General features: G+C 45.5%; 20 protein-coding genes, 1 other RNA gene and 1 pseudogene. 10 read left to right on the forward strand and 12 right to left on the reverse strand.

Annotated elements, in window-relative coordinates; all coding sequences use genetic code 11:
• Window positions 1–49: 49 nt before the first annotated feature.
• The 7 genes and pseudogenes from ABR189_RS08590 to amaB all read left to right on the forward strand — a co-directional run bounded on the left by ABR189_RS08590 (window position 50) and on the right by amaB (window position 6,712).
• Complete coding sequence (locus ABR189_RS08590) at window positions 50–937, forward strand: Ppx/GppA phosphatase family protein (protein ID WP_354660063.1); 888 nt, start codon at window positions 50–52, stop codon at window positions 935–937.
• 198 nt (window positions 938–1,135) lie between these two features.
• Window positions 1,136–1,951 (forward strand): 3-methyl-2-oxobutanoate hydroxymethyltransferase, encoded by an 816-nt coding sequence (gene panB / locus ABR189_RS08595; RefSeq protein ID WP_354660064.1) that lies wholly within the window; start codon window positions 1,136–1,138, stop codon window positions 1,949–1,951.
• Window positions 1,952–2,410: 459 nt separating this feature from the next.
• Window positions 2,411–2,698: pseudogene (locus tag ABR189_RS08600) on the forward strand (saccharopine dehydrogenase NADP-binding domain-containing protein); the annotation flags it as partial.
• Between the two features lie 9 nt (window positions 2,699–2,707).
• On the forward strand, window positions 2,708–3,484 hold the full coding sequence (locus ABR189_RS08605) for a saccharopine dehydrogenase family protein (RefSeq protein WP_354661082.1): 777 nt from the start codon (window positions 2,708–2,710) through the stop codon (window positions 3,482–3,484).
• 122 nt (window positions 3,485–3,606) lie between these two features.
• On the forward strand, window positions 3,607–4,497 hold the full coding sequence (locus tag ABR189_RS08610; RefSeq protein WP_354660065.1) for a DUF1338 domain-containing protein: 891 nt from the start codon (window positions 3,607–3,609) through the stop codon (window positions 4,495–4,497).
• 91 nt (window positions 4,498–4,588) lie between these two features.
• On the forward strand, window positions 4,589–5,134 hold the full coding sequence (locus ABR189_RS08615) for a hypothetical protein (protein WP_354660066.1): 546 nt from the start codon (window positions 4,589–4,591) through the stop codon (window positions 5,132–5,134).
• 48 nt (window positions 5,135–5,182) lie between these two features.
• The gene (amaB, locus tag ABR189_RS08620) at window positions 5,183–6,712 is read left to right on the forward strand and encodes an L-piperidine-6-carboxylate dehydrogenase (protein ID WP_354660067.1); all 1,530 of its coding nucleotides are present in this window, start codon (window positions 5,183–5,185) and stop codon (window positions 6,710–6,712) included.
• Between the two features lie 347 nt (window positions 6,713–7,059).
• Here amaB and ABR189_RS08625 read toward each other — a convergent pair whose 3' ends face one another.
• Window positions 7,060–7,590 carry a histidine phosphatase family protein gene (locus tag ABR189_RS08625; protein ID WP_354660068.1) on the reverse strand — a complete coding sequence of 177 codons (531 nt, stop codon included), beginning with the start codon at window positions 7,588–7,590 and terminating at the stop codon, window positions 7,060–7,062.
• Window positions 7,591–8,025: 435 nt separating this feature from the next.
• On the opposite strand from ABR189_RS08625, the gene ABR189_RS08630 reads away from it, so the two are divergent.
• Together ABR189_RS08630 and ABR189_RS08635 are read left to right on the forward strand one after the other, a co-directional pair.
• A complete protein-coding gene (locus tag ABR189_RS08630) occupies window positions 8,026–9,717 on the forward strand; it encodes a S8 family peptidase (protein ID WP_354660069.1) in 1,692 nt (563 codons plus the stop codon).
• An 88-nt stretch (window positions 9,718–9,805) separates the two neighbouring features.
• A complete protein-coding gene (locus ABR189_RS08635; protein ID WP_354660070.1) occupies window positions 9,806–10,315 on the forward strand; it encodes a DinB family protein in 510 nt (169 codons plus the stop codon).
• A 5-nt stretch (window positions 10,316–10,320) separates the two neighbouring features.
• On the opposite strand, the gene ABR189_RS08640 is transcribed toward ABR189_RS08635, so the two are convergent.
• The 11 genes from ABR189_RS08640 to ABR189_RS08690 all read right to left on the reverse strand — a co-directional run bounded on the left by ABR189_RS08640 (window position 10,321) and on the right by ABR189_RS08690 (window position 21,558).
• Window positions 10,321–10,746 carry a DUF4870 domain-containing protein gene (locus ABR189_RS08640; RefSeq protein WP_354660071.1) on the reverse strand — a complete coding sequence of 142 codons (426 nt, stop codon included), beginning with the start codon at window positions 10,744–10,746 and terminating at the stop codon, window positions 10,321–10,323.
• A 66-nt stretch (window positions 10,747–10,812) separates the two neighbouring features.
• An RNA gene (gene rnpB, locus ABR189_RS08645) (RNase P RNA component class A) lies at window positions 10,813–11,183 on the reverse strand.
• A gap of 43 nt (window positions 11,184–11,226) precedes the next feature.
• Window positions 11,227–12,249: a Smr/MutS family protein gene (locus ABR189_RS08650; protein ID WP_354660072.1), complete on the reverse strand. Its 1,023-nt coding sequence runs from the start codon at window positions 12,247–12,249 to the stop codon at window positions 11,227–11,229.
• Window positions 12,250–12,396: 147 nt separating this feature from the next.
• Window positions 12,397–12,855 carry a DoxX family protein gene (locus ABR189_RS08655; protein ID WP_354660073.1) on the reverse strand — a complete coding sequence of 153 codons (459 nt, stop codon included), beginning with the start codon at window positions 12,853–12,855 and terminating at the stop codon, window positions 12,397–12,399.
• A 134-nt stretch (window positions 12,856–12,989) separates the two neighbouring features.
• Window positions 12,990–14,630 carry an amino acid permease gene (locus ABR189_RS08660; protein WP_354660074.1) on the reverse strand — a complete coding sequence of 547 codons (1,641 nt, stop codon included), beginning with the start codon at window positions 14,628–14,630 and terminating at the stop codon, window positions 12,990–12,992.
• Between the two features lie 158 nt (window positions 14,631–14,788).
• Window positions 14,789–15,763 (reverse strand): polyprenyl synthetase family protein, encoded by a 975-nt coding sequence (locus tag ABR189_RS08665; RefSeq protein ID WP_354660075.1) that lies wholly within the window; start codon window positions 15,761–15,763, stop codon window positions 14,789–14,791.
• 39 nt (window positions 15,764–15,802) lie between these two features.
• Window positions 15,803–18,487 carry a ribonuclease R gene (gene rnr / locus ABR189_RS08670; protein ID WP_354660076.1) on the reverse strand — a complete coding sequence of 895 codons (2,685 nt, stop codon included), beginning with the start codon at window positions 18,485–18,487 and terminating at the stop codon, window positions 15,803–15,805.
• A gap of 130 nt (window positions 18,488–18,617) precedes the next feature.
• On the reverse strand, window positions 18,618–19,703 hold the full coding sequence (gene lpxK, locus ABR189_RS08675; protein ID WP_354660077.1) for a tetraacyldisaccharide 4'-kinase: 1,086 nt from the start codon (window positions 19,701–19,703) through the stop codon (window positions 18,618–18,620).
• A 47-nt stretch (window positions 19,704–19,750) separates the two neighbouring features.
• The gene (locus ABR189_RS08680; protein ID WP_354660078.1) at window positions 19,751–20,335 is read right to left on the reverse strand and encodes a 5-formyltetrahydrofolate cyclo-ligase; all 585 of its coding nucleotides are present in this window, start codon (window positions 20,333–20,335) and stop codon (window positions 19,751–19,753) included.
• Window positions 20,332–20,979: a dethiobiotin synthase gene (gene bioD / locus ABR189_RS08685; protein WP_354660079.1), complete on the reverse strand. Its 648-nt coding sequence runs from the start codon at window positions 20,977–20,979 to the stop codon at window positions 20,332–20,334. Before bioD ends, ABR189_RS08680 begins: the two co-directional genes overlap by 4 nt.
• A gap of 45 nt (window positions 20,980–21,024) precedes the next feature.
• Window positions 21,025–21,558, reverse strand: a complete 534-nt coding sequence (locus ABR189_RS08690) for a Uma2 family endonuclease (protein ID WP_354660080.1) — start codon at window positions 21,556–21,558, stop codon at window positions 21,025–21,027.
• Between the two features lie 114 nt (window positions 21,559–21,672).
• Here ABR189_RS08690 and ABR189_RS08695 point away from each other — a divergent pair, with 114 nt between their 5' ends.
• Window positions 21,673–23,031 (forward strand): pyridoxal-phosphate dependent enzyme, encoded by a 1,359-nt coding sequence (locus ABR189_RS08695; protein ID WP_354660081.1) that lies wholly within the window; start codon window positions 21,673–21,675, stop codon window positions 23,029–23,031.
• Window positions 23,032–23,067: the final 36 nt, after the last annotated feature.

Genomic DNA, 23,067 nt, shown 5'->3' on the forward strand with positions numbered 1-23,067 from the left:
GAATTTCCGTATTTTGCACGCTATCTGTATCATTTAAAACTGTGAACTGATGAAACTGGCTGCGATAGATATCGGATCAAATGCTGCACGGTTATTGATTTCTGAGGCATCTCCCAAAAGCAACGGAGAAATGGACTTTACCAAAGTAAACCTCGTAAGGGTACCATTGAGATTAGGCTTTGATGTATTTGCCACCCAAACTATTTCTGAGAAAAAGGTGGCGCATTTGCTCAATACGATCAAGGCCTATAAACTCCTGCTCGACGTATATGAAGTGAAATACCTGAAGGCCTGTGCTACTTCCGCCATGCGGGATGCCACCAATGCAGCGGCCATTCTCCAGCAAGTGAAAGATGAAACCAGTATTGACATCAAAGTGATTTCCGGACAGGAAGAAGCTTCCTATATATATGAAAACCACATTGCGGAAAATATGGATACTACCCGCGCCTACCTGTATATAGATGTAGGGGGTGGCAGTACTGAACTCACCTTTTTCAGCAACAAGAAACTGGTTTTCAAAGAATCCTTTAACATCGGCACTATCCGCTTATTACAGCAGCAGGTTACAGATGCACACTGGCAACAGATGAAAGATTTCCTTAAAGCACAACTGAAATCCCAGCCACCTGTCATTGCCATTGGCTCCGGCGGAAACATCAACAAAATATTTACCCTTTCCAAAAGAAAGGAAGGTAAACCACTGTCACTGGAAACGCTGAAAGACTACTACAAGGAATTCAGCAATTTCACCGTTGAAGAAAGAATCCACCTGTATAATCTCCGGGAAGACCGCGCAGATGTGATTGTGCCCGCATTACAGATATACGTCAACGTCATGCGCTGGGCAGATGCAGCGGAGATTTACGTACCCAAAATAGGGCTGGCAGACGGGCTGATCCATGCTTTATATGCCGAAATCAGCGCTATCAATTAAGCAGCGGGCATCATATTGTCACCTTCGGTTCCGCTCCTGATGCCTGTAGCTCCGTCTATAGGATAAACCGCTTACATAAAAAGCTTCCATATTAAATTTTATATTATCACCTTTGTGCCGTTATATTAAAACCGGAACGGCATTAAGGCTGAAGCATATAGCTTTGTTTTACCGCCTGCAATGCTCAAAACAAATCGTATGTCAATACATAAAGAAGTGAAACGTGTTACCACCCATATACTTCAAAAGATGAAAGTAGATGGGGAAAAAATCTCTATGCTCACCGCATATGATTACTCCATGGCACGCATCTTTGATGATGCCGGCGTGGATGTTATACTGGTAGGCGACAGCGCCTCTAATGTAATGGCTGGTCATGAAACCACCTTGCCTATTACACTCGACCAGATGATATATCATGCTTCTTCTGTTGTAAGAGCAATCAAACGCAGCTTTGTAGTGGCAGACCTGCCTTTTGGTTCTTACCAGGGCAATTCCAAGGAGGCCCTCAGCTCAGCAATCCGTATGATGAAGGAAACCGGTGCACATGGTATTAAAATAGAAGGCGGAGAGGAAATTGTAGAATCCGTAAAGCGTATTATCTCAGCAGGGGTACCTGTTATGGGACACCTTGGGCTTACTCCCCAATCTATCTACAAATTTGGTACTTATGCCGTACGCGCTACGGAAGAGGCCGAAGCCCAGAAGCTGATCAATGACGCACTTTTGTTGCAGGAAGCAGGTTGCTTTGCCATTGTGCTGGAAAAAATCCCAGCCCTGCTAACTAAAAAAGTAGCAGAAGCCATACATATTCCTACCATCGGTATTGGCGCAGGCAAGTATGCCGACGGCCAGGTATTGGTAATGCATGATATGCTGGGGATCAATAAAGACTTCAAACCCCGTTTTTTACGCCGCTATCTCAATCTTTACGATCAGATCCTGGAAGCCAGCAAACAATATATTAAAGATGTAAAAGACAGGGATTTCCCCAACGATAACGAACAATATTAAGTAATAAACATCCAACAGGCCGGCCGCAATAGCCGGCCTGTTTTGTCAATACCCCTGCATACCTGCAATTCTCCCCGCATTTGGGGATTGTGTTGCATTTGCTTATATTCGCTTATTATCCTGTTTTTCACAGATGAACTATTTGCTGAACATACAACTCTCTCTCCTCTCCTTTTTAAGGAGCACTTGTTCGCACGTGCCTTGATAGGCATATTCGCTTCTTTTTATTTTTCCCGCCAGGATCACGTTCCTACACGTGGCTATCTGTTTATTTCATGAAACGTACCACCCTGCGGTAGCGGCTATTTGAATATGGATAGTATTTCCCGGAAATAGGTTTGGTAAATAAACAACAGTTACGGCCTCTTTACGTAAGGAGGACGTATGGTGTATATCGTGCTTTTTCCGGTAGTGTAAGCCTGGCGCTACTCTAAGCATCATTACACCTTAAATACATACACCATGAAACGCGTATTAATTATTGGCGCCGGCAAAATCGGAGAAACGGCAGCTTTTTTATTGCAACATTCCGGCGACTACCAGGTGACGGTGGCTGACAGCAATGATTCGTTGTTGCAAAAACCCGTCCATCCTGCTATTACCAAAATGAAACTGGATGTGAATAATGCCACGGAGTTACAAAGCGCACTGGCACCACAGGACATCGTGCTCAGCGCATGTCCATATTTTCTGAATGTCCAGATTGCCACAGCGGCGGCGGCAACAAACACCCATTATTTTGATCTGACGGAAGATGTGGCGACCACAAATGCGATCCGGGATATTGCCCGGCAATCCCAGGTGAGCTTTATGCCCCAATGCGGCCTCGCTCCTGGATTTATCAGCATCGCTGCCTATGATATTGCCAAACAGTTTGACACACTGGACACGGTTCAGCTCAGAGTAGGTGCGTTACCGCAATTTCCTACCAATAGCCTGATGTATAACCTTACCTGGAGCACAGACGGGCTTATCAATGAATACTGCAATCCCTGTGATGCCATCTTTGAAGGAGAACGTAAAGAGGTAATGCCCCTGGAAGGTTACGAACGTTTTGCACTGGATGGTGTTTCATACGAAGCATTTAATACTTCCGGCGGATTATCTGCACTGGCAGAAATACTGGAAGGCAAAGTATATAACCTGGATTATAAAACCGTGCGTTATCCCGGACATTGCCATATCATGAAAATACTGCTGAACGAACTGAAATTAAGCAAGAAGCGGGATGTACTTAAACAAATTATGGAAGACAGTATCCCATTCACCCCACAAGATGTGGTGCTTGTTTTTGTATCTGTTTCAGGTACCATCAATGGCCGTTCAGTACAACGATCGTATTCCAAAAAGATTTACAACCAGCAACTGGAAGGGCGCGATTTTACTGCAATACAACTTACCACAGCTGGTTCAGCCTGCGCTGTGATTGACCTGCATACAAAAGGTAAATTACCGGCCAGCGGGTTTGTGCGCCAGGAAGATGTACTCTTCAATGATCTGATAGACAACCGCTTCGCGGAATATTATAATTAGCGGTTAGCTATTAGCCTTTAGCTATTAGCTGACCAATGTTTGTTCAATGAACAATTAATGAAAACAACAAAACATTATGCTAACAGCTAAAGGCTAACAGCTAAAAGCTCAAAAAAACAACAATGCTAAACAACGTACTACAGGGCCTTATGAGCCGCTACCAGGAGCGGGTACCGGATGTGTCCGCTATCCTTCAGGCAATGGTAACTGCTGGTATCATCCGGCAGGCCGGTGATATTGAAAATGATCATATCGCTTTCAGAACGATGGGGGTTCCGCAATTAGGCGTACAATCCCTGGAAAAGATTTTCCTCCATTACGGATACGCCAAAAAGGACGCCTATCGTTTTACAGAAAAGAAACTGAATGCCTGGTGGTATGCACCACCTTCCCCAAAGTATCCCCGTATTTTCATCAGTGAACTGCGGATCAGCGATTTAAGTCAGCGGGCACAAGACATCATTACCAGTTATACCAACGAAGTAAAAACCGATCCGGTAGATGCATTGAATCTGGACGATACGCAGCAGGTAGATACTTTTCTGCATAGCGGGTTATGGCGCACTCCCACACTAGCCGACTATCAGGCATTGGCTGCCGAAAGTGAATACGCGGCCTGGGTGATCTATAACCGCTATTACCTGAACCATTTTACGATCAGCGTACATAATCTGCCGGAGGGTTATAATACAGTAGCTGGCTTTAATAACTTCCTGGAAAGCAAGGGCTTTGTTTTAAATGATGCAGGTGGAAAAATAAAGACCAGCCCTGATGGCCTGTTGCTGCAAAGCTCTACCGTAGCCAAAATGATGGAGGCCACCTTTGCCGGAGGGGAAACCCACCGGATAGCAGGCTCTTATGTAGAATTTGCAGAAAGAAAGGTATTACCGCAGTATGCCGCCCTGCCTCCGGAGCAGGTTTTAAGGGAGCACCGCAGGGAAGGTTTTGAGGCTGGCAATGCCGACAAGATTTTTGAAAGCACTTATGCTTCCCAAACGAAAAAAAGTTCCTAGTTTTAAGTTTATTGCTAAAAGCAGATATTTGCCCCTGAAGCAAAGAAAACCTGGTTATAACAATATCACTTAAAACCCCCTGCTTAAAATTATGAGCGATCATAGTATTTCTATTGTACCAGCTAAAATGCTGTATCCGGACCCTGAAAAAAAAGCTGCCGAAATCACGCAATGGTTGCAGGCACTACAGGTTATCAAACCTGAACTTAGCGATCAATGTATTCCTGGCGTGGTTAAAAAAGGGTATGCCATTGAAAAAGGCGCCTCCAAAGTGGTGCAAAAACCGGCAGCACTCCCTTTTGAAAACAGGATTAACGGGCTGGAGATATCTATATCACGAAGGGTTTTTCATGCAGGGGAAGACGGACTGAAAGGGGTGTTTTGCCCCCATTGCGAAAAGAATGTACTGGAGGCAGACTGGGACTTGAACCCCTGGCTCAAAAAGGGAACTACTGAAATGAGCTGTCCTTTTTGTAAGAGAAAACACGAGTTAAGCTCCTATAATATTAAGCCGCTTTGGGCTTTCAGCAACCTGGGATTCACTTTCTGGAACTGGCCGGGATTTACTACCTCCTTTCTGGAAACATTTGAAACCAAACTGGGCTGTGAAATGAAAATAGTGAATTGCCAGCTCTGAACAGATGGCCTTTCCTGAAAGCGGCACCAACAATAAAAAAAGAACAACATGATAGATGCAATTCTGAAGACATTTAAAATAACCGCTCAGCATAGTGGCGTAAGTACGGGATTAAAATGGTTGCCGGCTAATGGAGATACCCTTACTTCCAGCTCTCCAGTGGATGGGAAAGTGATTGCCACCATACAGGCTGCCAGCAGGGAAAACTATGATGCTGTGGTAGCCACCGCACAGGAGGCTTTCCATGAATGGCGCATGTGGCCCGCTCCCAAACGCGGTGAAGTAGTAAGACAGATAGGAGAAGCCCTCCGCCGGAATAAACAGGCACTTGGTAAGCTCGTATCCTATGAAATGGGGAAAAGCCTGCAGGAAGGTTATGGGGAAGTACAGGAAATGATAGACATCTGTGATTTTGCAGTTGGCCTCTCCCGTCAGCTGCATGGCCTTACCATGCACTCTGAACGTCCCGGACACCGGATGTATGAACAATGGCATCCGCTGGGTATCACCGCCATCATCTCTGCTTTTAACTTCCCGGTGGCGGTATGGAGCTGGAATTCCATGTTGGCATGGGTATGCGGCAATGTTTGTATCTGGAAACCCTCAGAAAAAACACCTTTAACTGCTATTGCCTGCCAGCGTATTGTGGAAGAAGTATTTGCGGCCAATCAGGTTCCGGAAGGCGTTTGCTGCCTCGTAGCAGGCAACCGTGCCGTAGGTGAATGGATGGCTAATGATACCCGCATCCCACTGGTATCTGCTACCGGCTCTACCCGCATGGGCAAAAGCGTAGGCAGCGCGGTAGGTGCACGTCTGGGCAAGTCCCTGCTGGAACTGGGTGGTAATAATGCGATTATCATTTCCCAGGACGCCGACCTCGATATGTCCCTGATCGGTGCCGTATTTGGTGCGGTAGGTACGGCAGGACAACGCTGCACTTCTACCCGCCGTCTCATTATCCACGAAAGTGTATATGATGCCTTTACGGCCAAACTGGTAAAAGCATATGGCCAGTTACGTATCGGCAATCCATTGGATGAAGCGGTTCACGTAGGTCCGTTGATCGATCAGGATGCAGTAGCCGCTTACCTCGACAGTATCGAAAAAGTAAAACAACAGGGCGGCACCTTCCTCGTAGAAGGCGGGCAACTCCAGGGCGCCGGGTATGAATCCGGCTGCTATGTAAAGCCCTGCATTGCTGCTGTGCAAAATTTCTACGAAATCGTACAGCATGAAACCTTCGCCCCTATCTTATATGTGATGAAGTATACCACCCTCCAGGAAGCGATCGCTATGCAAAATGATGTTCCCCAGGGATTATCTTCTGCAATTATGACACTTAACCTCCGGGAAGCAGAACAGTTTCTGTCCCAGGCAGGTTCCGACTGTGGTATAGCTAATGTAAACATTGGCACTTCCGGAGCAGAGATCGGCGGTGCCTTTGGAGGCGAAAAAGAAACAGGCGGCGGCAGAGAAAGTGGCTCGGATGCATGGAAAGCTTATATGCGCCGTCAAACCAATACCATCAACTACTCCACACATCTGCCCCTGGCACAGGGTATCAGGTTTGACTTGTAGTTTAATTCAGCATATCCGGATTAAAATCAGATGATTTACAAGGCTTTGGGATATAGTCATTGAAGTTAGACATTAACTTTAACGAAACTCCCGGAGCCTTGTGCTTTATTGATAATGAAGTTATGACCAAACGCAGTACCACGGCCTGATGCAGGCAACACTACATGATAAGAATATACGCTGATACAACTAGATAAGTAAGTGGTAATGTGGTGGGGAAGCAACACAATTTCCATTAAAACAATAGCGAGGTTAGAGAACCTCGCTTTTCGTTAAACGGAAACCATGCTTATCTGAAAAGCATTCGATTAGCCCTCAGGCTATCATTACTCTTCAGGATATAAATATTACACTTTTTTTTGGAAATTCATATTCAACTTTTGTGCTACAGCCGTTCTGTCACCAACTTTGACCATCAGGGCTTCTCCACAAGTCTTATCATACACTTCTTTAATGTCTTTTGTTTTAATTCCCAAACTTTTAGCCATTACAGGAATATTCCTTGCGTCCCCGCAAATGACAATAGTCTTGCCTTTATATTTTTTCACCATGGCTGCTATGATGCTTTTTATCATCTCCGGGTCATCTGTATCCCGGAAATAATCCAATGGTACCTGCTTGGATTTGGAGAGCGCCTCTACCGTTTGTACCGCCCGGTTTAAATAAGTGGTATAAATAGCAGCGACTGCTGTGCTTTGCAAAGAGGTGGATAAATTGACAGCCTGCTCCTTGCCATTCGCACTTAAGCCCGGATCAGTTACCGGTGATTCTATCACTTCCGCAGGATTTACAAATATGACAGTGGTTACCTCCGGTTCTGCTGCAAATGCCTGCATACCAGCAGCCAGTAATACGGAGAAAAGTGTTGTTTTTAACATAGCGGGTAAGTTTTAATCTGAAGAATGAATACAATACGGTTATGCATGTTACTTTACTATTTAGTTGATTTGTCATTAATATGACATAATGATTTATAAATCAACTTATTGATAATACAATTATGGGGTCCCGCATTTAAACTGGTTGATGGAGTTTTACTAAGTAAGATGATACAAATGTACCGCACCGTTTACCGATCATAAAGCAGATTATGATAGGTGGCTGCCTGTCATGTTTAAATACACTAACTGGATAAGATGCGCTGGCAGCAGCTTCTGCCCGCTTTATCTAAAGTGTATTATAAAAGCATCAACAAGAACAAACTGGCTGCTAGTACGTTCATCATTATGGTTTATTGTTATAACACATTTTACATACCTTTAACCAAATATGGTATTCATATTGTTATTCTTATCAGGAAAATTATTATTCGCATGAAATTGTTTAGTAGAAAGGTAGTCGCGGTGACTGCCTGTGTTGCATTATTAGGGGTGTCTGCCATGCCCGGCATTGCTCAAAGCAGAGCCCAGGCACCAAAAAACTGGCAACTATTAAGTTATGATAAGGATAGTGTGTATGGCGTAGGAGTGGAAAAAGCCTATGAAGAACTGTTGAAAGGAAAGAAAAGCACCCCTGTAATTGTGGCGGTGATCGATTCCGGTATAGATACCACCCATGAAGACCTGAAAGGGATTTTATGGACCAACCCTAAGGAAATCCCTGGCAATGGTAAAGACGATGACAAAAACGGTTATATAGATGATATTCATGGATGGAACTTCCTGGGAGGGAAAGACGGCAGCAGCCTGAAACAGGATTCTGATGAGGCCACCCGTGAATATTTCCGCTATAAGAATCTCTACATCAACCCCGACTCTGCACTCGACAAAGATTCCAAAGAATATACGATCTGGCAGAAGCTGCAATCCAAGATCGAAAAGCCCAGCTCAGAATACAAGCTCTCCTACCGGACCATGTCAAAATTGCAGGAAAACGTGCAGAAATGTGAAGGTATCCTGAAGAACTACCTGGGTAAGGATGATTTTACCCTTACACAACTCGACAGTATACAAACCACCGACCAGGATGTAATGCTGGCGCGTAACTTCCTCACCAAACTGCTGCGCAGCACCGGTGATGAAGACGTGTCTTACAAAGACTTCAAAAAAGAGCTGGAAGAATACCTGAATGAGCTGAAACGTAAGGCTGAAAGCACGGAGATATTGCCTAACAAAAACCGGGAGGAAATTGTAGGTGATAAATACGAAGATATCAATGACAAATTTTATGGCAACAATGATGTGATGGGCACCTTCGGGTTCCATGGCACGCATGTGGCAGGTATCATTGCCGCTGCAAGAAATAATGGCGTAGGTATAGACGGGGTAGCTGATAATGTGCGCATTATGGCAGTGAAAGCAGTACCTGATGGAGATGAAAGGGATAAAGATGTAGCCCTGGCGATCCGCTATGCGGTAGACAATGGTGCACAGATCATCAATATGAGTTTTGGTAAAGGCTTCTCTCCACACAAACAATGGGTGGATGATGCCTTCAAATATGCAGAAAGTAAGGGGGTTTTACTGGTGCATGCTGCCGGTAATGATGGTAATGATAATGATGTGGAAGACAATTTCCCCAATCCTAATTTTTTAGATGGTACCCGTGCCAATAATGTAATTACAGTAGGCGCCCTGGCCAGTGGCCTTCAACCTGCTAAAGTGGCCAGCTTCTCCAACTACGGTAAAAAACAGGTAGATATTTTTGCGCCAGGCGTGCAGATCTATTCCACGATACCAGGCGGTAATACGTACGGCAGTGCCAGTGGTACCAGTATGGCCTCTCCTGTGGTGGCCGGTGTGGCAGCCCTGGTATTATCTTATTATCCCGACCTGAGCGCCCGTCAGTTAAAATATATCCTGGAAAAAAGCGCTACTCCGCTACCGGATGGCACCACTGAGGTAAACAAACCAGGTACGCAGGATGAAAAGATCGCCTTCTCTGAGCTGTCCACTTCCGGAGGCATGGTAAATGCCTATGAAGCCTTAAAGCTGGCAGCCACCATAAAAGGAGAAAATCCCCATAAGAAAAGTAAAGCTAAGGTAAAGGCCTACCGTAAAGGATAATTATATTTTAGATTTGCGATTTCAGGTGCTAGATTTGTAAAGTAATACTTTTCATCTTTACTGTCTGAAATCGCAAATTGACATTAACATGCCCAAACCATCTCCCGCCCAGTATCCTTCCTTTTATGCCACGTATATAGATCAGGTGCAGGATACAGACGTTATACAAGCCCTCGAAAACAATACCAACACTACTTTAGCGGCACTCGCGGCTATGCCGGCAGATAAAGCGGAATACGCTTATGCTCCGGGAAAATGGACCTTAAAAGAAGTATGGCTGCACCTGAGTGATGCGGAAAGGATCTTCGCTTACCGTTTGCTGCGCATAGGCCGTAATGATCAGACGCCGCTGCCGGGCTGGGAAGAAAACGACTATACGGCCAATGCCAATGCCGCCCGGCTCTCCTTCCGGGATGTGCTGGACGAATGGGTTACAGTACGCCATGCTACCACCTCCCTGTTTAAAAACCTGGAGCCTGCGGCATGGGACAGAACAGGTATTGCCAACGGCAATCCCATCAATGTGGCGGCGATCGGCTTTATCATTTCCGGCCACACCTACCACCACCTGAAAATCATCCGGGAAAGGTATTTATAAGGGCTTTATTTTACGATCCTCCAGCTTACAGGGTACCTGTAAGCCACACCGTTATTGGCACGCATTGCGGCGATAACAGAAAATACAATGTTGATCAGCCAGATAATACGGTAGGCAGCTACATTTACGGTGGTATGCCAGATGAAGTTTTCGGTGAAAATACTGCCGGAGTGCCAGAATAACCGGGTAAATGACCAGATACCGGATTGTATACTACTGATGATACTGATAGCCAGTGTTACAAAGCTCAGTGTGATCTGGAAATTAAGTGCTTCCTTTCCCTGCCGGTCTACAAAGTTGGAATCATTCCGTTTGATCAGCCACAGGATCAGCACGCCTATGATATTACCTACATTGGAAAAGACAGCCATTCCAATAATACCTCCCAGGTGTACAAGGGCGCCCCAGGTTCTTTCATCTTTCTGGTTCATGAAAAGGGATTAAATATGCAGAAAAGTTAATTGGTTATCACGAATTATCAAAGCAGGAGAAATAAAAAAAACTACAAACCTGTAAGCCGGATTCTGTCCCCCGGCCAAAGCCGGAGTTGCTATCATTTATCTGCGATAACGCTCACACGTTACCTGTATCTGCCTACCCTCGGTCATCGGACGAGTAGCCCTCAAACAACCGTATACATGGCATTTCAGCACGCAAGGTTTACCCCCGCCGACAGTTACCTGCCTGCGCCGTAGGCGCTTACCCTACTTTTTCACCCTTACCCCGATTTACGCCAGGGCGGTTATTTTCTGTGGCACTGGCTGTGTCCCGGCCTTCGCCGGAACCCCACCCGTTAGGTGGTGCGTTACTCTATGCTGTCCGGACTTTCCTTCCTGGCTTGCACCAAGACGATAGCACGGTTTGTAGTTTTTAAAAAGATCTCCGGGGGTGCAAAACTAAAGCATTACTACCTAATACTTGAAAAATATCTCCGTAGCGCCGTAACCGTAACGTCCATGATACTGGTTCACAAAGCTATCTACTTCCGGGGTTTGCTTCAGCAACTCATGCACTTCATCTCTCAGCTTTCCGGTACCTACACCATGAATAACAATCATGCTATGCTGGTGATGGGCTATTGCCAGATCCAGGTAACGCTGAAACTCATTCAATTGTATAGCCAGGATAGCAATATTGCTTAAACCATACCAATCACTGACCAGTGTTTCAATATGCAGATCTACTTCATACTTAGGCGCTACCGGTGTGTCGGGCTGTACATTGATTTTGCTGGTGACTGCCGAAAAATTCCCTTTGCGGCCACTATCAAAAAAGTCAGGCTTGCTATCAGGTGCCTTATCCGGATATTTATCGAACAACAGGTAATTCAAAGTAGCATCCTGCCGGGAACGTAACTCACCCAATTGCTGGAAAAACTGCTTGGGTTTTATTTTCCACGTTTTCTGAAAAGATAATGCCTGATTGGGCTTCGGATCTTTCAGATAAAAAGTGAACTCAAACCGCGGATTATCATTTAAAGCGGCAAACAACAAGTCCGACAGGTAAAAATTATTAAAAGGAAGGATCTCGTTCTTGATCTCCAGGTCCATCTTATTACCTAACCAAACCTGGAATGTAAAACGATAGGTAAACTGGGATTCATTCAGTAAATGAAACTTCAGTAACTGGATGTTCTCTTCATATCCTTCTGTAATAAATACCGGCAACATGGATAAAAACATCCCCTTGTCCATCCGGAAATCTTCTTTCTTTTTCAGGGGTTTGATCTCATCACCGGGAATCCTGCGGGGAGGTGGGACTATCTTCTTTTCAGTAAACCGGTGAAAATAAGGGTAATCTATCTGGTCCAGGTACACCGGGAAGGTCACTCCTCCCACTTCTACCATCACCATCCCATTGCCTACCAGGTCTACTACCGTTCCTTCTTCTTTTGAATGTAACAGTATAATTCTATCGCCTACTTCGTATTTCATATTTGCATGCTCAATATGCTGCAAAAATAGAAATAAAATGTCAGAGTCGGCCAACAACCAGTGTTTACAGGTAAGTATACTCCTCCGTACCAATCAGAAAAATTGTTTTCCAATCAGTTCCGCGTGCGCATTACGGAATAGGTAATCCTAAATAACGCCTGTATTCCCTTTTTCAGGATGCCGCTTGATATAAGCATCCATAGAAAGCGGACCACTGCCCACTATCAGGAAAAAAACAAGCAATAGCAGTACCAACACAGAAAGCCCTACTTCAGGATATACATTAAATAATCCTGTACGGGTGTGTACAAAGAGTACAGCACCTAATAAAACCGGAATGTTTGCGATAATAGCCACGCGGGTTAAGAGTCCCAGCGCAATCAGCACGCCACCTGCCAGATGGGCGAAGACAATATAATGTGCCAATACAAAAGCGCCCACTGTAAAAAAGGGTTGCTGTTTAATGACTGCCGTGAGTGCGTCTCTGTTCTGGATAAATAATACACCTATCCATATCAGCAATACACCTAACATGATACGTACCACATCTATCCATTTGGGATGATGTGCTTCTCCCCAATTGTCAATTCGTTGTAGCAAGTTCATAAAATGTAATTTAAGGATCAAAGAGCCTTATTAAATTTACGACTTTTTGCACAAACGGATTATCAACGGGCGCAAATGCCTGCTAACACAGCGTTATGCGCGATAACGCTGCTCAGACAACAGCCTGCAGCCAATTACGGTTGCGTAGTTTTTGTAGCCAGCTTACTATTGCGGTAACTATACAGGAAATAGATGGAAAGACCTGCTGCCAACCAGATGGTGAATACAATCCAGTTCTTCAACCCGATTTCCGTCATCAGGTAAAAACAACTCAGTAAGCCTAATACGGGGATTAAAGACAATTTTTTAGTGATAGAGAAAAAGGTAATCAGGATCGCTACCACCACAAAAATAAAGAAAGGAATATTGTGCTTCCATACCTCCCATCCTGCTGCAAAGGATAATTTCTGCCCAATCTCTTCCCGGAAAAAGAAGGCCATTCCAACTATCAGCACAGGCACAATCCACTGCGCATTGATATAAGGTAACCGAAAACGTTTTTCCGTGGTACGTTCTTCTTTAGGCAGTAGCAACACCCCTCCGCATACCAGTATGAAAGCAAACAAAGTACCGATACTCGTCAGATCTGTTACCACGGTAAGGTTCAGGAAAAGGGCCGGAATACCTACTATAATACCGGTAATGATCGTGGCAAAGGAAGGTGTTTTAAACCGTGGATGTATTTTGCTGAACCGTTTGGGCAACAAACCGTCCCGGCTCATACTCATCCAGATACGTGGCTGCCCTATCTGAAATACCAGCAATACACTGGTAGTTGCTACCACAGCGCTCAGGGAAATAATATAACTTACCCATTTCAGGTTTACCATATCAAATACGAAAGCCAGCGGATCGTTTACATTCAGCGTGGAATAAGGTACCATTCCTGTCAAAACAAAAGCGATCAGTATATACAATACGGTACAGATCACCAGGGAATAGATCATGCCTTTGGGCAGATCCCGCTGGGGATTAGCACATTCTTCTGCCGTAGTGCTGATGGCATCAAACCCGATATAGGCAAAGAAAACCGCCGACACACCTTTCAGCACGCCCGAAAACCCGTTCGGCATAAAGGGGGTCCAGTTGTCCGTATTTACATAAAAAAAGCCCAGTACAATTACAAAAATGATCACCAGTATTTTCAATGCTACCATCAGGTTAGCGCTGCGCTTGCTTTCCTGGATACCTACATAGGCCAGCCAGGTAACCAGGAATACGATCAGGAAAGCGGGCAGGTTCAGGATCACGGGTATCCCTGCAATACGGGGAGCTGCCGCCAGTATCTCCGGGGTGGCGCTGTCATAGTTACTGGACAACCAGACAGGCAGGGGCAAGCCAATACCAGCCAATAAATTATTGAAATAACCACTCCACGAGATCGCCACAGCAATATTACCGATGGCATATTCCAGGATCAGTGCCCAGCCTATTACCCAAGCTGCCAGTTCTCCGAATGTTACATAAGAATAAGTGTAGGCACTACCGGATACCGGTACCCGGGAAGCAAATTCTGCATAGCATAAGGCGGAAAATCCGCAGGTAACTGCTGTAATAATAAAAAGTAAGGATACGCCGGGACCACCATGAAAGGAAGCCTCTCCGATAGTAGAAAAGATCCCCGCCCCAATCACTGCTGCAATCCCCATCGCGGTAAGATCCCTGACGGTCAACACTTTGTGCAAACCTCCTGTTTCATGTCCCTCCAATAAGCCTGCTTTGGCGTCTTTAAGAATAGTGGCCAGCGATTTTTTACGAAACAGCGAGTTAGACATTGGCGTTGATCAATTACGAATTATCAGTTACGGTTTAGTTTTGGTGCAAATATGTGTTGGCGAATATAATACGTTTTTACATGCTACCTGTACGATTTCAGATATGGGCGGAAAATTCCTCTTCCGCCCTATCTGACCAGCATTGGGTTAGCTGAAAATTATTGCTGCCTGTTTAACAGGAAGTTGGCTAATTCCATCAGGGGTTTTTTACGGGCAGACAGCACCGCAATATTTTCCAGGCTCTCAAAAGCGATCTGTTGAAAACGCTCTTTTTCCTTTTCTGCCCAGGCATCTACCCGGCAATCCCGGAATAACTGTAGCACCTGCGCTACCTTATCATCCGGAGAGGTGGCCATCAGCTGCTTCAGATGTGCCCGCTGGCTGCTGGTGCAAAGCTCCAGCGCTTTCAATAACAGGAAAGTTTTTTTGTTGACCAGGATATCTCCTCCCTGCTGCTTGCCAAACTTTTCCGGATCACCAAACGCATCCAGGTAGTCATCCTGGATCTGGAAAGCAATGCCTATGTTTTTTCCAAAAGCATATACATGGTCCTGATTGCCTTCACTGCCCCCACCTATGATAGTCCCCATCTGCAAACTGGCAGCCAGCAGTACCGAGGTTTTTAAGGCAATCATATTTACATAGTCTTCATACTTCACCTCCTCCGGTTCCATTGACTCAAAGTCCATATCCATTTGTTGTCCTTCACAAACCTCAATGGCCGCTTTATTAAATACAGACAGTATTTTTTGTTTATAGCGCGATTGTACCTTGTTCAATTGCTCATACACATTGATCAGCATTACATCGCCGGCCAAAATAGCGGCAGGCTCACTATACAGCATGTGTACGGTAGGTTTACCCCTGCGTAGTGGCGCTTTATCCATTATATCATCATGAATCAAGGTAAAATTATGAAACAGCTCCACTGCATTCCCTACTTCAAAAGCATCCGGATGAATGGTGTCAAACAATTCATTCCCCATCAGACAAAGAATAGGACGGATACGTTTTCCTCCTATTTCCAGGATATGCTCTGCAGCATCATACAACCTTTTGGGGGTTTCCGGAAAATGTCTATGGTTAAATTGCTGGCTAAACTGTTCAATTAAATCTGTAAACGAATGCATCATTACTGTTGATAATATCTGTTGTTTATTAATTTCCCCGCTTTATGCTTTCTTTCCACCCTTTGTTCCTTTTTTTGGTGCTGCAGCTTTCGTTTTGGCAGATGCGGCCTTTTTCTTACCGGCTACTCCTTCTTTTGCTACAGATTGCCCGGTCTTTTTGACGGCAGCCGTCTTTTTCGCCGTACTTCCGGATGTAGCGGCAGTGCTGGTTTGGGCTTTTGCAGCAGCTTTGACACTGTCTGCCGATGCTTTCTTGGTAACAGCTGCCACCGTTTTTCCTTTTTTCGCTGGTTGGACTGCGGCGGCTACCTCTTTTGCTTTTAGCGCTTTCACTTTTTTCGCTACTGATACGGCTACCTCTTGCGCTACCGGTACCGCTTTTGTTTTATCTTTCTTCGCTTTCTTCTCTACCGGAACAGCGGCTGGTGCTACTGGTGCAGTCTTTTTCTTTGCCTTCTTCTCTTGCTTAGCTGAAGGAGCGGCTCCCGCCGGTTTTATTTCCGGTGGTGTATCTGTTATTGTTTTTATTACAGGCGCCACCTCTGTTGTAGCTGGAAAGACCACTTCCCTTTTTATTTCTTCAATATGCTTAGGTGCAATACTTTCCTTGATCTCTTCTGCTACCGGTTGTGTAGGTCTTTTGTCACGGTATTCCCACTTGCCACCGCCCGCACTGCCTTTCTTGCGGCCTTTGTCTAGCCCGCGCTTGTTGCCCGATTCCTTTTTCCGGCGCCCTTCTTCCCTGCGTTTACCTTGCTGAGGTACTGGCTGGCCATTGGTCAGTTCATCTTCCAGGTCATAGTCCAGTTGTCTTTTAGCCAGGTTGGCAGACACCACCCTTATTTTTACCTTTTCGCCTATACGGTATTTTTTACCGGTATGTAATCCTATCAACGCATACTCTGAATCAGAGAACATGAACTCGTCTTTCGTCATCAGGTTATGGATACTTACCAGCCCCTCACATTTTGTGTCTACCGTTTCTACCCAGAAGCCAAAATGTGCCACCCCACTTACCACGCCATCAAAGGTATCTCCAATGAACTGTTGCATATATTCTACCTGCTTATACTTGTTGGCCGCCCTTTCTGCATCCATGGCTTTACGCTCCATCTCGGAAGCATGTTTGCACTTACGTTCCATTTGCTTATCGGGGACAATATTACCGGCCAGGCATTGTTCCACTACCCGGTGTACCATTACATCAGGATAGCGGCGTATGGGGGAAGTAAAGTGACAATAGTCTTCAAATCCCAATCCATAGTGCCCTACATTATCCACCGTATAAATAGCCTTTGCCATTGTACGGATCCCCAGGGTTTCCAGCACATGCTGCTCCGGCTTTCCTTTTACCAGCTGCAACATCTGATTAAAGGAACGTGCAATGCTTTCCGGGGTATGCAGGTCAAACTTATATCCAAACTTGCTGGCAAACACCGCAAATACTTTCAGCTTTTCTTCATCAGGCGTATCATGCACCCGGTATGGAAATGGTACGGGCAGCTTATTCACTTTTATTCTGGACACATACTCTGCTACGGTACGGTTGGCCAGCAGCATAAACTCTTCAATCAGCTGATGGGCTTCCTTACTTTCCTTGATCACAATACCAACAGGCTTACCGGTTTCGTCCAGCTTAAAACGCACCTCCTGGGAGGAAAAGTTAATAGCACCATGTACAAACCGCTGCTTACGCAGGGTTTGTGCAATCTTATTCAACAGCAGTACTTCCTCTTCAAAAGGTCCTTCTCCCTTTTCAATGACTTCCTGTACTTCTTCGTAGGTAAAGCGATGTTTGGAATGGATAACCGTCCGGCCAATCCAGTGTTGTTTTACCTCTCCCGCCTCATTCATCTGGAAGATGGCAGAAAAGGTAAGCTTATCTTCGTGCGGCCGGAGTGAACACAATTCGTTGGAGATCTTTTCCGGCAGCATGGGCAAAACACGATCAGGCAGATACACAGATGTAGCCCGCTTTTCCGCCTCTTTATCCAGTTCTGTGCCAGGTACCACATAATGACTTACATCTGCAATGTGTACCCCTATTTCATAATGTCCATTCTTTAATTTCCGGATAGAGAGGGCATCGTCAAAATCTTTGGCATCCGCAGGGTCAATCGTAAAGGTGAGGATTTTACGGCAGTCTTTGCGGGCTGCCAGCACCTCTCTGGAAATATCTTCCTGGAGTAAGTCCAGTTCTGCCAGCACTTCTTTCGGGAAGTTAAGCGGGAACCCGCTCTCTATCAGGATCTCTTTCATGGCCAGGTCGTTGGTATCGCTGGCATCCAGGATCTCTACAATTTCGCCTACCGGCTTGCGCGACTGCTCTCCCCAGGCTACAATTTTCACCACTGCCTTATCACCACTTTTGGCTTCACCCAGGGCATTGGCAGGTATATAAATATCCGGCATGAACATCCCTTTTTCAGGAATAAGGAAAGCAAAATTTTTGCTTACCTGTAGCGTACCGGTAAATTCTGTCTTTTTTCGTTTAAGAACATCCGTTACCACCCCTTCCATTCGGCCCATGCCTTTGGCCTGCCGGATCACATCCACCAGCACTTCATCTCCATCCAGGGCGGTATTCAGGTTCTTTTGCTTTACCATGATATCTTTGGTAAGCCCTTCCACGATTACAAAGGCCATACCGGAGCGGGTTAACTCTACAGCACCTTTATAGGTTTTCTTTTGACTGCTGCTCTTTTTATCTTTCTTCTTTTTACTCATTTCTCGTCATATAAAAGGTAATTGTAAAACAAGCTACGAACCATCAGCTTTATGCCGGAGCTTATTGTTTTGCCGGAAGCTATGAGCATACGTAAAAGCTCACAGCACGTAGCTGGCAGCCCGCAGATGATTACGCTATGCTCCCTTCTATTGTATTGGTATTACGTACTACGTAATCTAAAATAAAATTATTAAATGAAATATCCTCTCCAAAAAGGAATGCTATTTCTACGGGCATTACTGCGATGGACAGGTTTTTTGTTTGCATTGCTTCTTTTAACAGATGTAGCCTCACGGCATCTTTTTCGGTGGTAATCACTAGTTTTTCATTTCCTGGCAGCGCTTCCAGCTCTTTCTTTATCTTTTCCAGGTCACTATCCATATAGTAGTAATGATCGGGAAAAGAGAGCAGGAACACATTGTCATTCTGCTCCTTCAGGTATTGTACCAGCGGTTCCGGTCTGGCAATACCACATACCAGTAGTATGGTTTTACCGGCGGTGATAGTTACCGGCTCATGGGTAATCATATCATACGGCGTTCCGTATTGCAAGGTAGTGAAAAATAACTGCTGGTGCGGCAACGGGTTGATTTCCTGTGTTATGGAGGCTTTTTCAGCTATGGACAACCCCGGCGGGCACTTGGAAACAATGATGCAATCCGCCCGGTGATATCCCTTCCGGTCTTCCCGCAAACGGCCGAAAGGCACCACATGATCCCTGGTAAATAACCGGTTATAATCCGTGATCATCACGTTCATCCCCGGCTTAATGGAACGGTGCTGAAAAGCATCGTCCAGCAGCACTACCTGGGTTTCGGGCAGCTCTCCCAGCAATTGAGGGATGGCCAGCATCCGCTCCTCTCCCACACAAACGGTAATATCAGGAAACTTTTCATGAAACTGCATCGGCTCATCGCCGATATGGGCAGCTGTACTTTGTGCGTTGGCCAGTATATACCCGCTGGTACGCCGGTTATATCCCCGGCTCAGGGTGGCCACCCGGTACGTATCTTTCAGTAACCGGATCAGGTACTCCACATGGGGGGTCTTTCCTGTGCCTCCCACCGACAGATTACCCACGGCAATCGTGGGTACGTCAAATTCTACTGCCGTCAATACTCCATTATCATACAGGCGGTTACGTATCCACATGATCATACCATACAGGAGGGAAAAGGGATATAATAAAAACTTAAAATATTGCAACACTTTCATGGGTCATCATTTATTTGGACACAGGATCAATAGTCCTGCCAGTATATTTATTGTTTAAACTGATAAATCTTATGAGGCGTAACCACCGTTTGCAGCGGCACATCCCAGGCGTCCAGGGCAGTGATCAAAGGTACCGGTTCAAACAGGGATAAACCGATGGTCCGCGTATCAGTACGGCAAGCCGCCAGAAACTGGTCATACATGCCTTTGCCATAGCCAATACGTTGTCCGGTTTCATCAAAGGCCAACAGGGGTACAAATACCAGGTCTATATCTCCTGCTTCCAGCAATTTGCCATCTGCCGGTTCAGGTATCCCATACTTACTTTTAATCAGCACGGTATCCTCCTCCCATAAAAAGTGAGTCAGGGTACCCGTTTCCATACAGGTCTTCGATAAGGCCCACTGCATAGCCGGATAAGCACTGCGCAGGTATTCCAATAGCAACCAGGTATTTACCTCCTTCTTTTCCGCAATGGGCAAAAAGATATGCGCCAGTGCCACCTGCCGGTAATCCAGGCGTTTGCAATTATCCAGCAACTGCCGGTTCAGTGCTGCCGCCTCCTCATCGGGCAGGTTCAGGCGTAATTCCAGGAAATGTTTTCGTATATCCTTTTTTGTGGTCATGCTCATTTTTCCATTATTTCCTGCAACCGTGGTAACAGTTCGCTGGCACAGCTTTTTACAAAAGCTGCATCCACCCGTGACGTAAAAGGAATACGCCCTATTTGTGGTATTCCGGACCAGCGTACCACCTCGCTTTCATTGGTATGATAATCACCGGTGAAGATCCATCCGGCTACCGGTATCGCTTCATACCTGAGCACTTTAGCCGTCAGCATGGCATGATTAATACTGCCCAGGTAGTTTTGAGCCACAATAATAACAGGGATCTGCAAATGTTTGATCACTTCCAGGGTAAACACATTTTCATGAAGGGGTACCATCAGGCCGCCTGCCCCCTCCATAATCAAATATCTGCCAGCTGGCTGCAGTGCAGCTGCCTGTGTGTAAATTCTTTCCGGCTCAATGATTACCTCCTCTAAACGGGCAGCCAGATGAGGCGATGCCGGTTCCTTCAGGCGGTACGCTTCAGGATGGCATACGGATACCTTATTCGTCAATAACCGCTGTACCGTTTCCGTATCGGTTCCTTCATCCAGTCCGCTTTGTACAGGTTTCCAGTAATCGGCCTGCAGCGCCTCTGTAACACAGGCTGCCGTTACCGTCTTACCTACTCCCGTACCTATTCCTGTAATAAATACACTCCTGCTCATAGGCAGCAAAGATAAAAGAATTGGGTTACGGTACGTTAGGGGAAATTAAAAGCGGAAAGTAGTATGCAATAAGTCGGAGTTAAGATGCCCTATTGCTTTGGGAAGTGGGTCAAAACTGTTATTACGCAAACGATATCCATGTACAGCCTTGCTTTGGGGATCAACGATCCAGTATTCCTGCACCCCACAACGCTCATACACCATCTTTTTTTGCTGCAGGTCAAACCTGGCGGTAGACGGAGAAAGGATTTCTATTACCAGATCCGGCGCACCATGCAACCCGTTCTTTTCGATCAGGTGCAACCGCTCATTACTGATAAAAACAATATCCGGTTGAAAAACATTCTCCTCATCCAGATACACATCATAAGGGGCAATACGTGCTTCTCCGAGTTCATGTTCGTCAATATGATTTGACAATAACACGAAAAGCTTACCAACTATTTTTTGGTGGATTTCCAATGGGGCGGGGGACACAAACAAACAATTTTCGATCACCTGAGCCAGGGTGCCTTCAGGAAGACTGTTGAATACCTCCATGATATTGCGGGGTGGCCTTTCCATAATTGCAACGCTCATATAATTTTAAGCTTTAAACAAAAATAATTCTTTTCAGTCACACCCCCAAATCATTCCCCTGCCCTTTCGTCCCACAATTATCTTACTTTCGCTGAAGTACAATCACTGGTTATTATGAAATATTGCGAAAACATACTTCAAACGATCGGCAACACCCCATTGGTAAAGCTCAACCGCGTAGCAGCAGCACTGCCCTGCCCGGTGTTTGCAAAAGTGGAATTCTTTAATCCCGGCAACTCTATCAAGGACCGTATGGCTATTAAAATGGTGGAAGTAGCAGAACAGCAGGGACTGTTGAAGCCCGGCGGCACCATTATTGAAGGCACCTCCGGCAATACCGGTATGGGCCTGGCACTGGCAGCAGTGATCAAAGGCTATAAATGTATTTTTACTACTACTGATAAACAATCCAAAGAAAAAGTAGACATCCTCAAAGCAGTAGGTGCAGAAGTAATTGTATGCCCTACCAACGTAGAACCGGATGATCCTAAATCATACTACTCCGTAGCACGCCGCCTGGCAAAAGAAATCCCGAATTCATTTTATGTGAATCAATATGATAACCTGGCCAACCGCGATGCACATTATGAACAAACCGGTCCGGAAATATGGGAACAAACGGATGGAAAGATCACCCACCTGGTAGTAGCTACCGGCACAGGTGGTACCATTACCGGTACCGGCAAATACCTGAAAGAAAAAAATCCGGCTATTCAGGTATGGGCCATCGACAGCTACGGCTCCCTGCTGAAAAAATTCCATGAAACCGGTGAACTGGATATGAGTGAAGTATATCCGTACATCACGGAAGGCATTGGGGAAGACTTTGTGCCACAGAACTATGATATGTCCATCATCGACCACTTTGAAAAAGTAACGGATAAGGATGGCGCCGTAATGGCCCGGCGCATTTCTAAAGAAGAAGGCATTTTTGTGGGTTACTCCGCAGGCTCCGCCCTGGCAGGTATTGTACAGCTGAAAGATCAATTAAAACCCACCGACCTGGTTGTAGTCGTGTTTCATGACCACGGCAGCCGGTATGTAGGAAAAGTGTATAATGATCAATGGATGATGGAGCGCGGTTTCCTCGATGTAAAAACGGTAAAAGATGTGGTGAATGCTAGACGTAATGTACCACTGGTAACAATTGGCCCGGATGAAAAAGTAAGTGATGCCATTGCCAAGATGAAGAAATTTGATATTGAGCATATTCCCGTTTTACTTAACAATGAAGTAATAGGCGCTATTTCTGAAAACGGGCTTTTCAGTAAACTGATTGATGATGCCCACCTGAAAGATGCCCTGATCCGAAACATTATGCAACCAGCTTTTCCGCAGGTAAGCCTGGAAACACCTATCGAAAAACTGTCTGTATATATCAACAAAGAGAACGGTGCGGTGCTTACCAAAGACGATAGCGGTAATTATCATATCGTTACCAAATACGACATTATCCAGGCATTGGGCAACTAATACGCCCATGAATACATTATAACAACAGGCTGACTG

Origin of the sequence: Chitinophaga sp. H8, assembly GCF_040567655.1 — a bacterium.
GTDB lineage: Bacteria > Bacteroidota > Bacteroidia > Chitinophagales > Chitinophagaceae > Chitinophaga > Chitinophaga defluvii.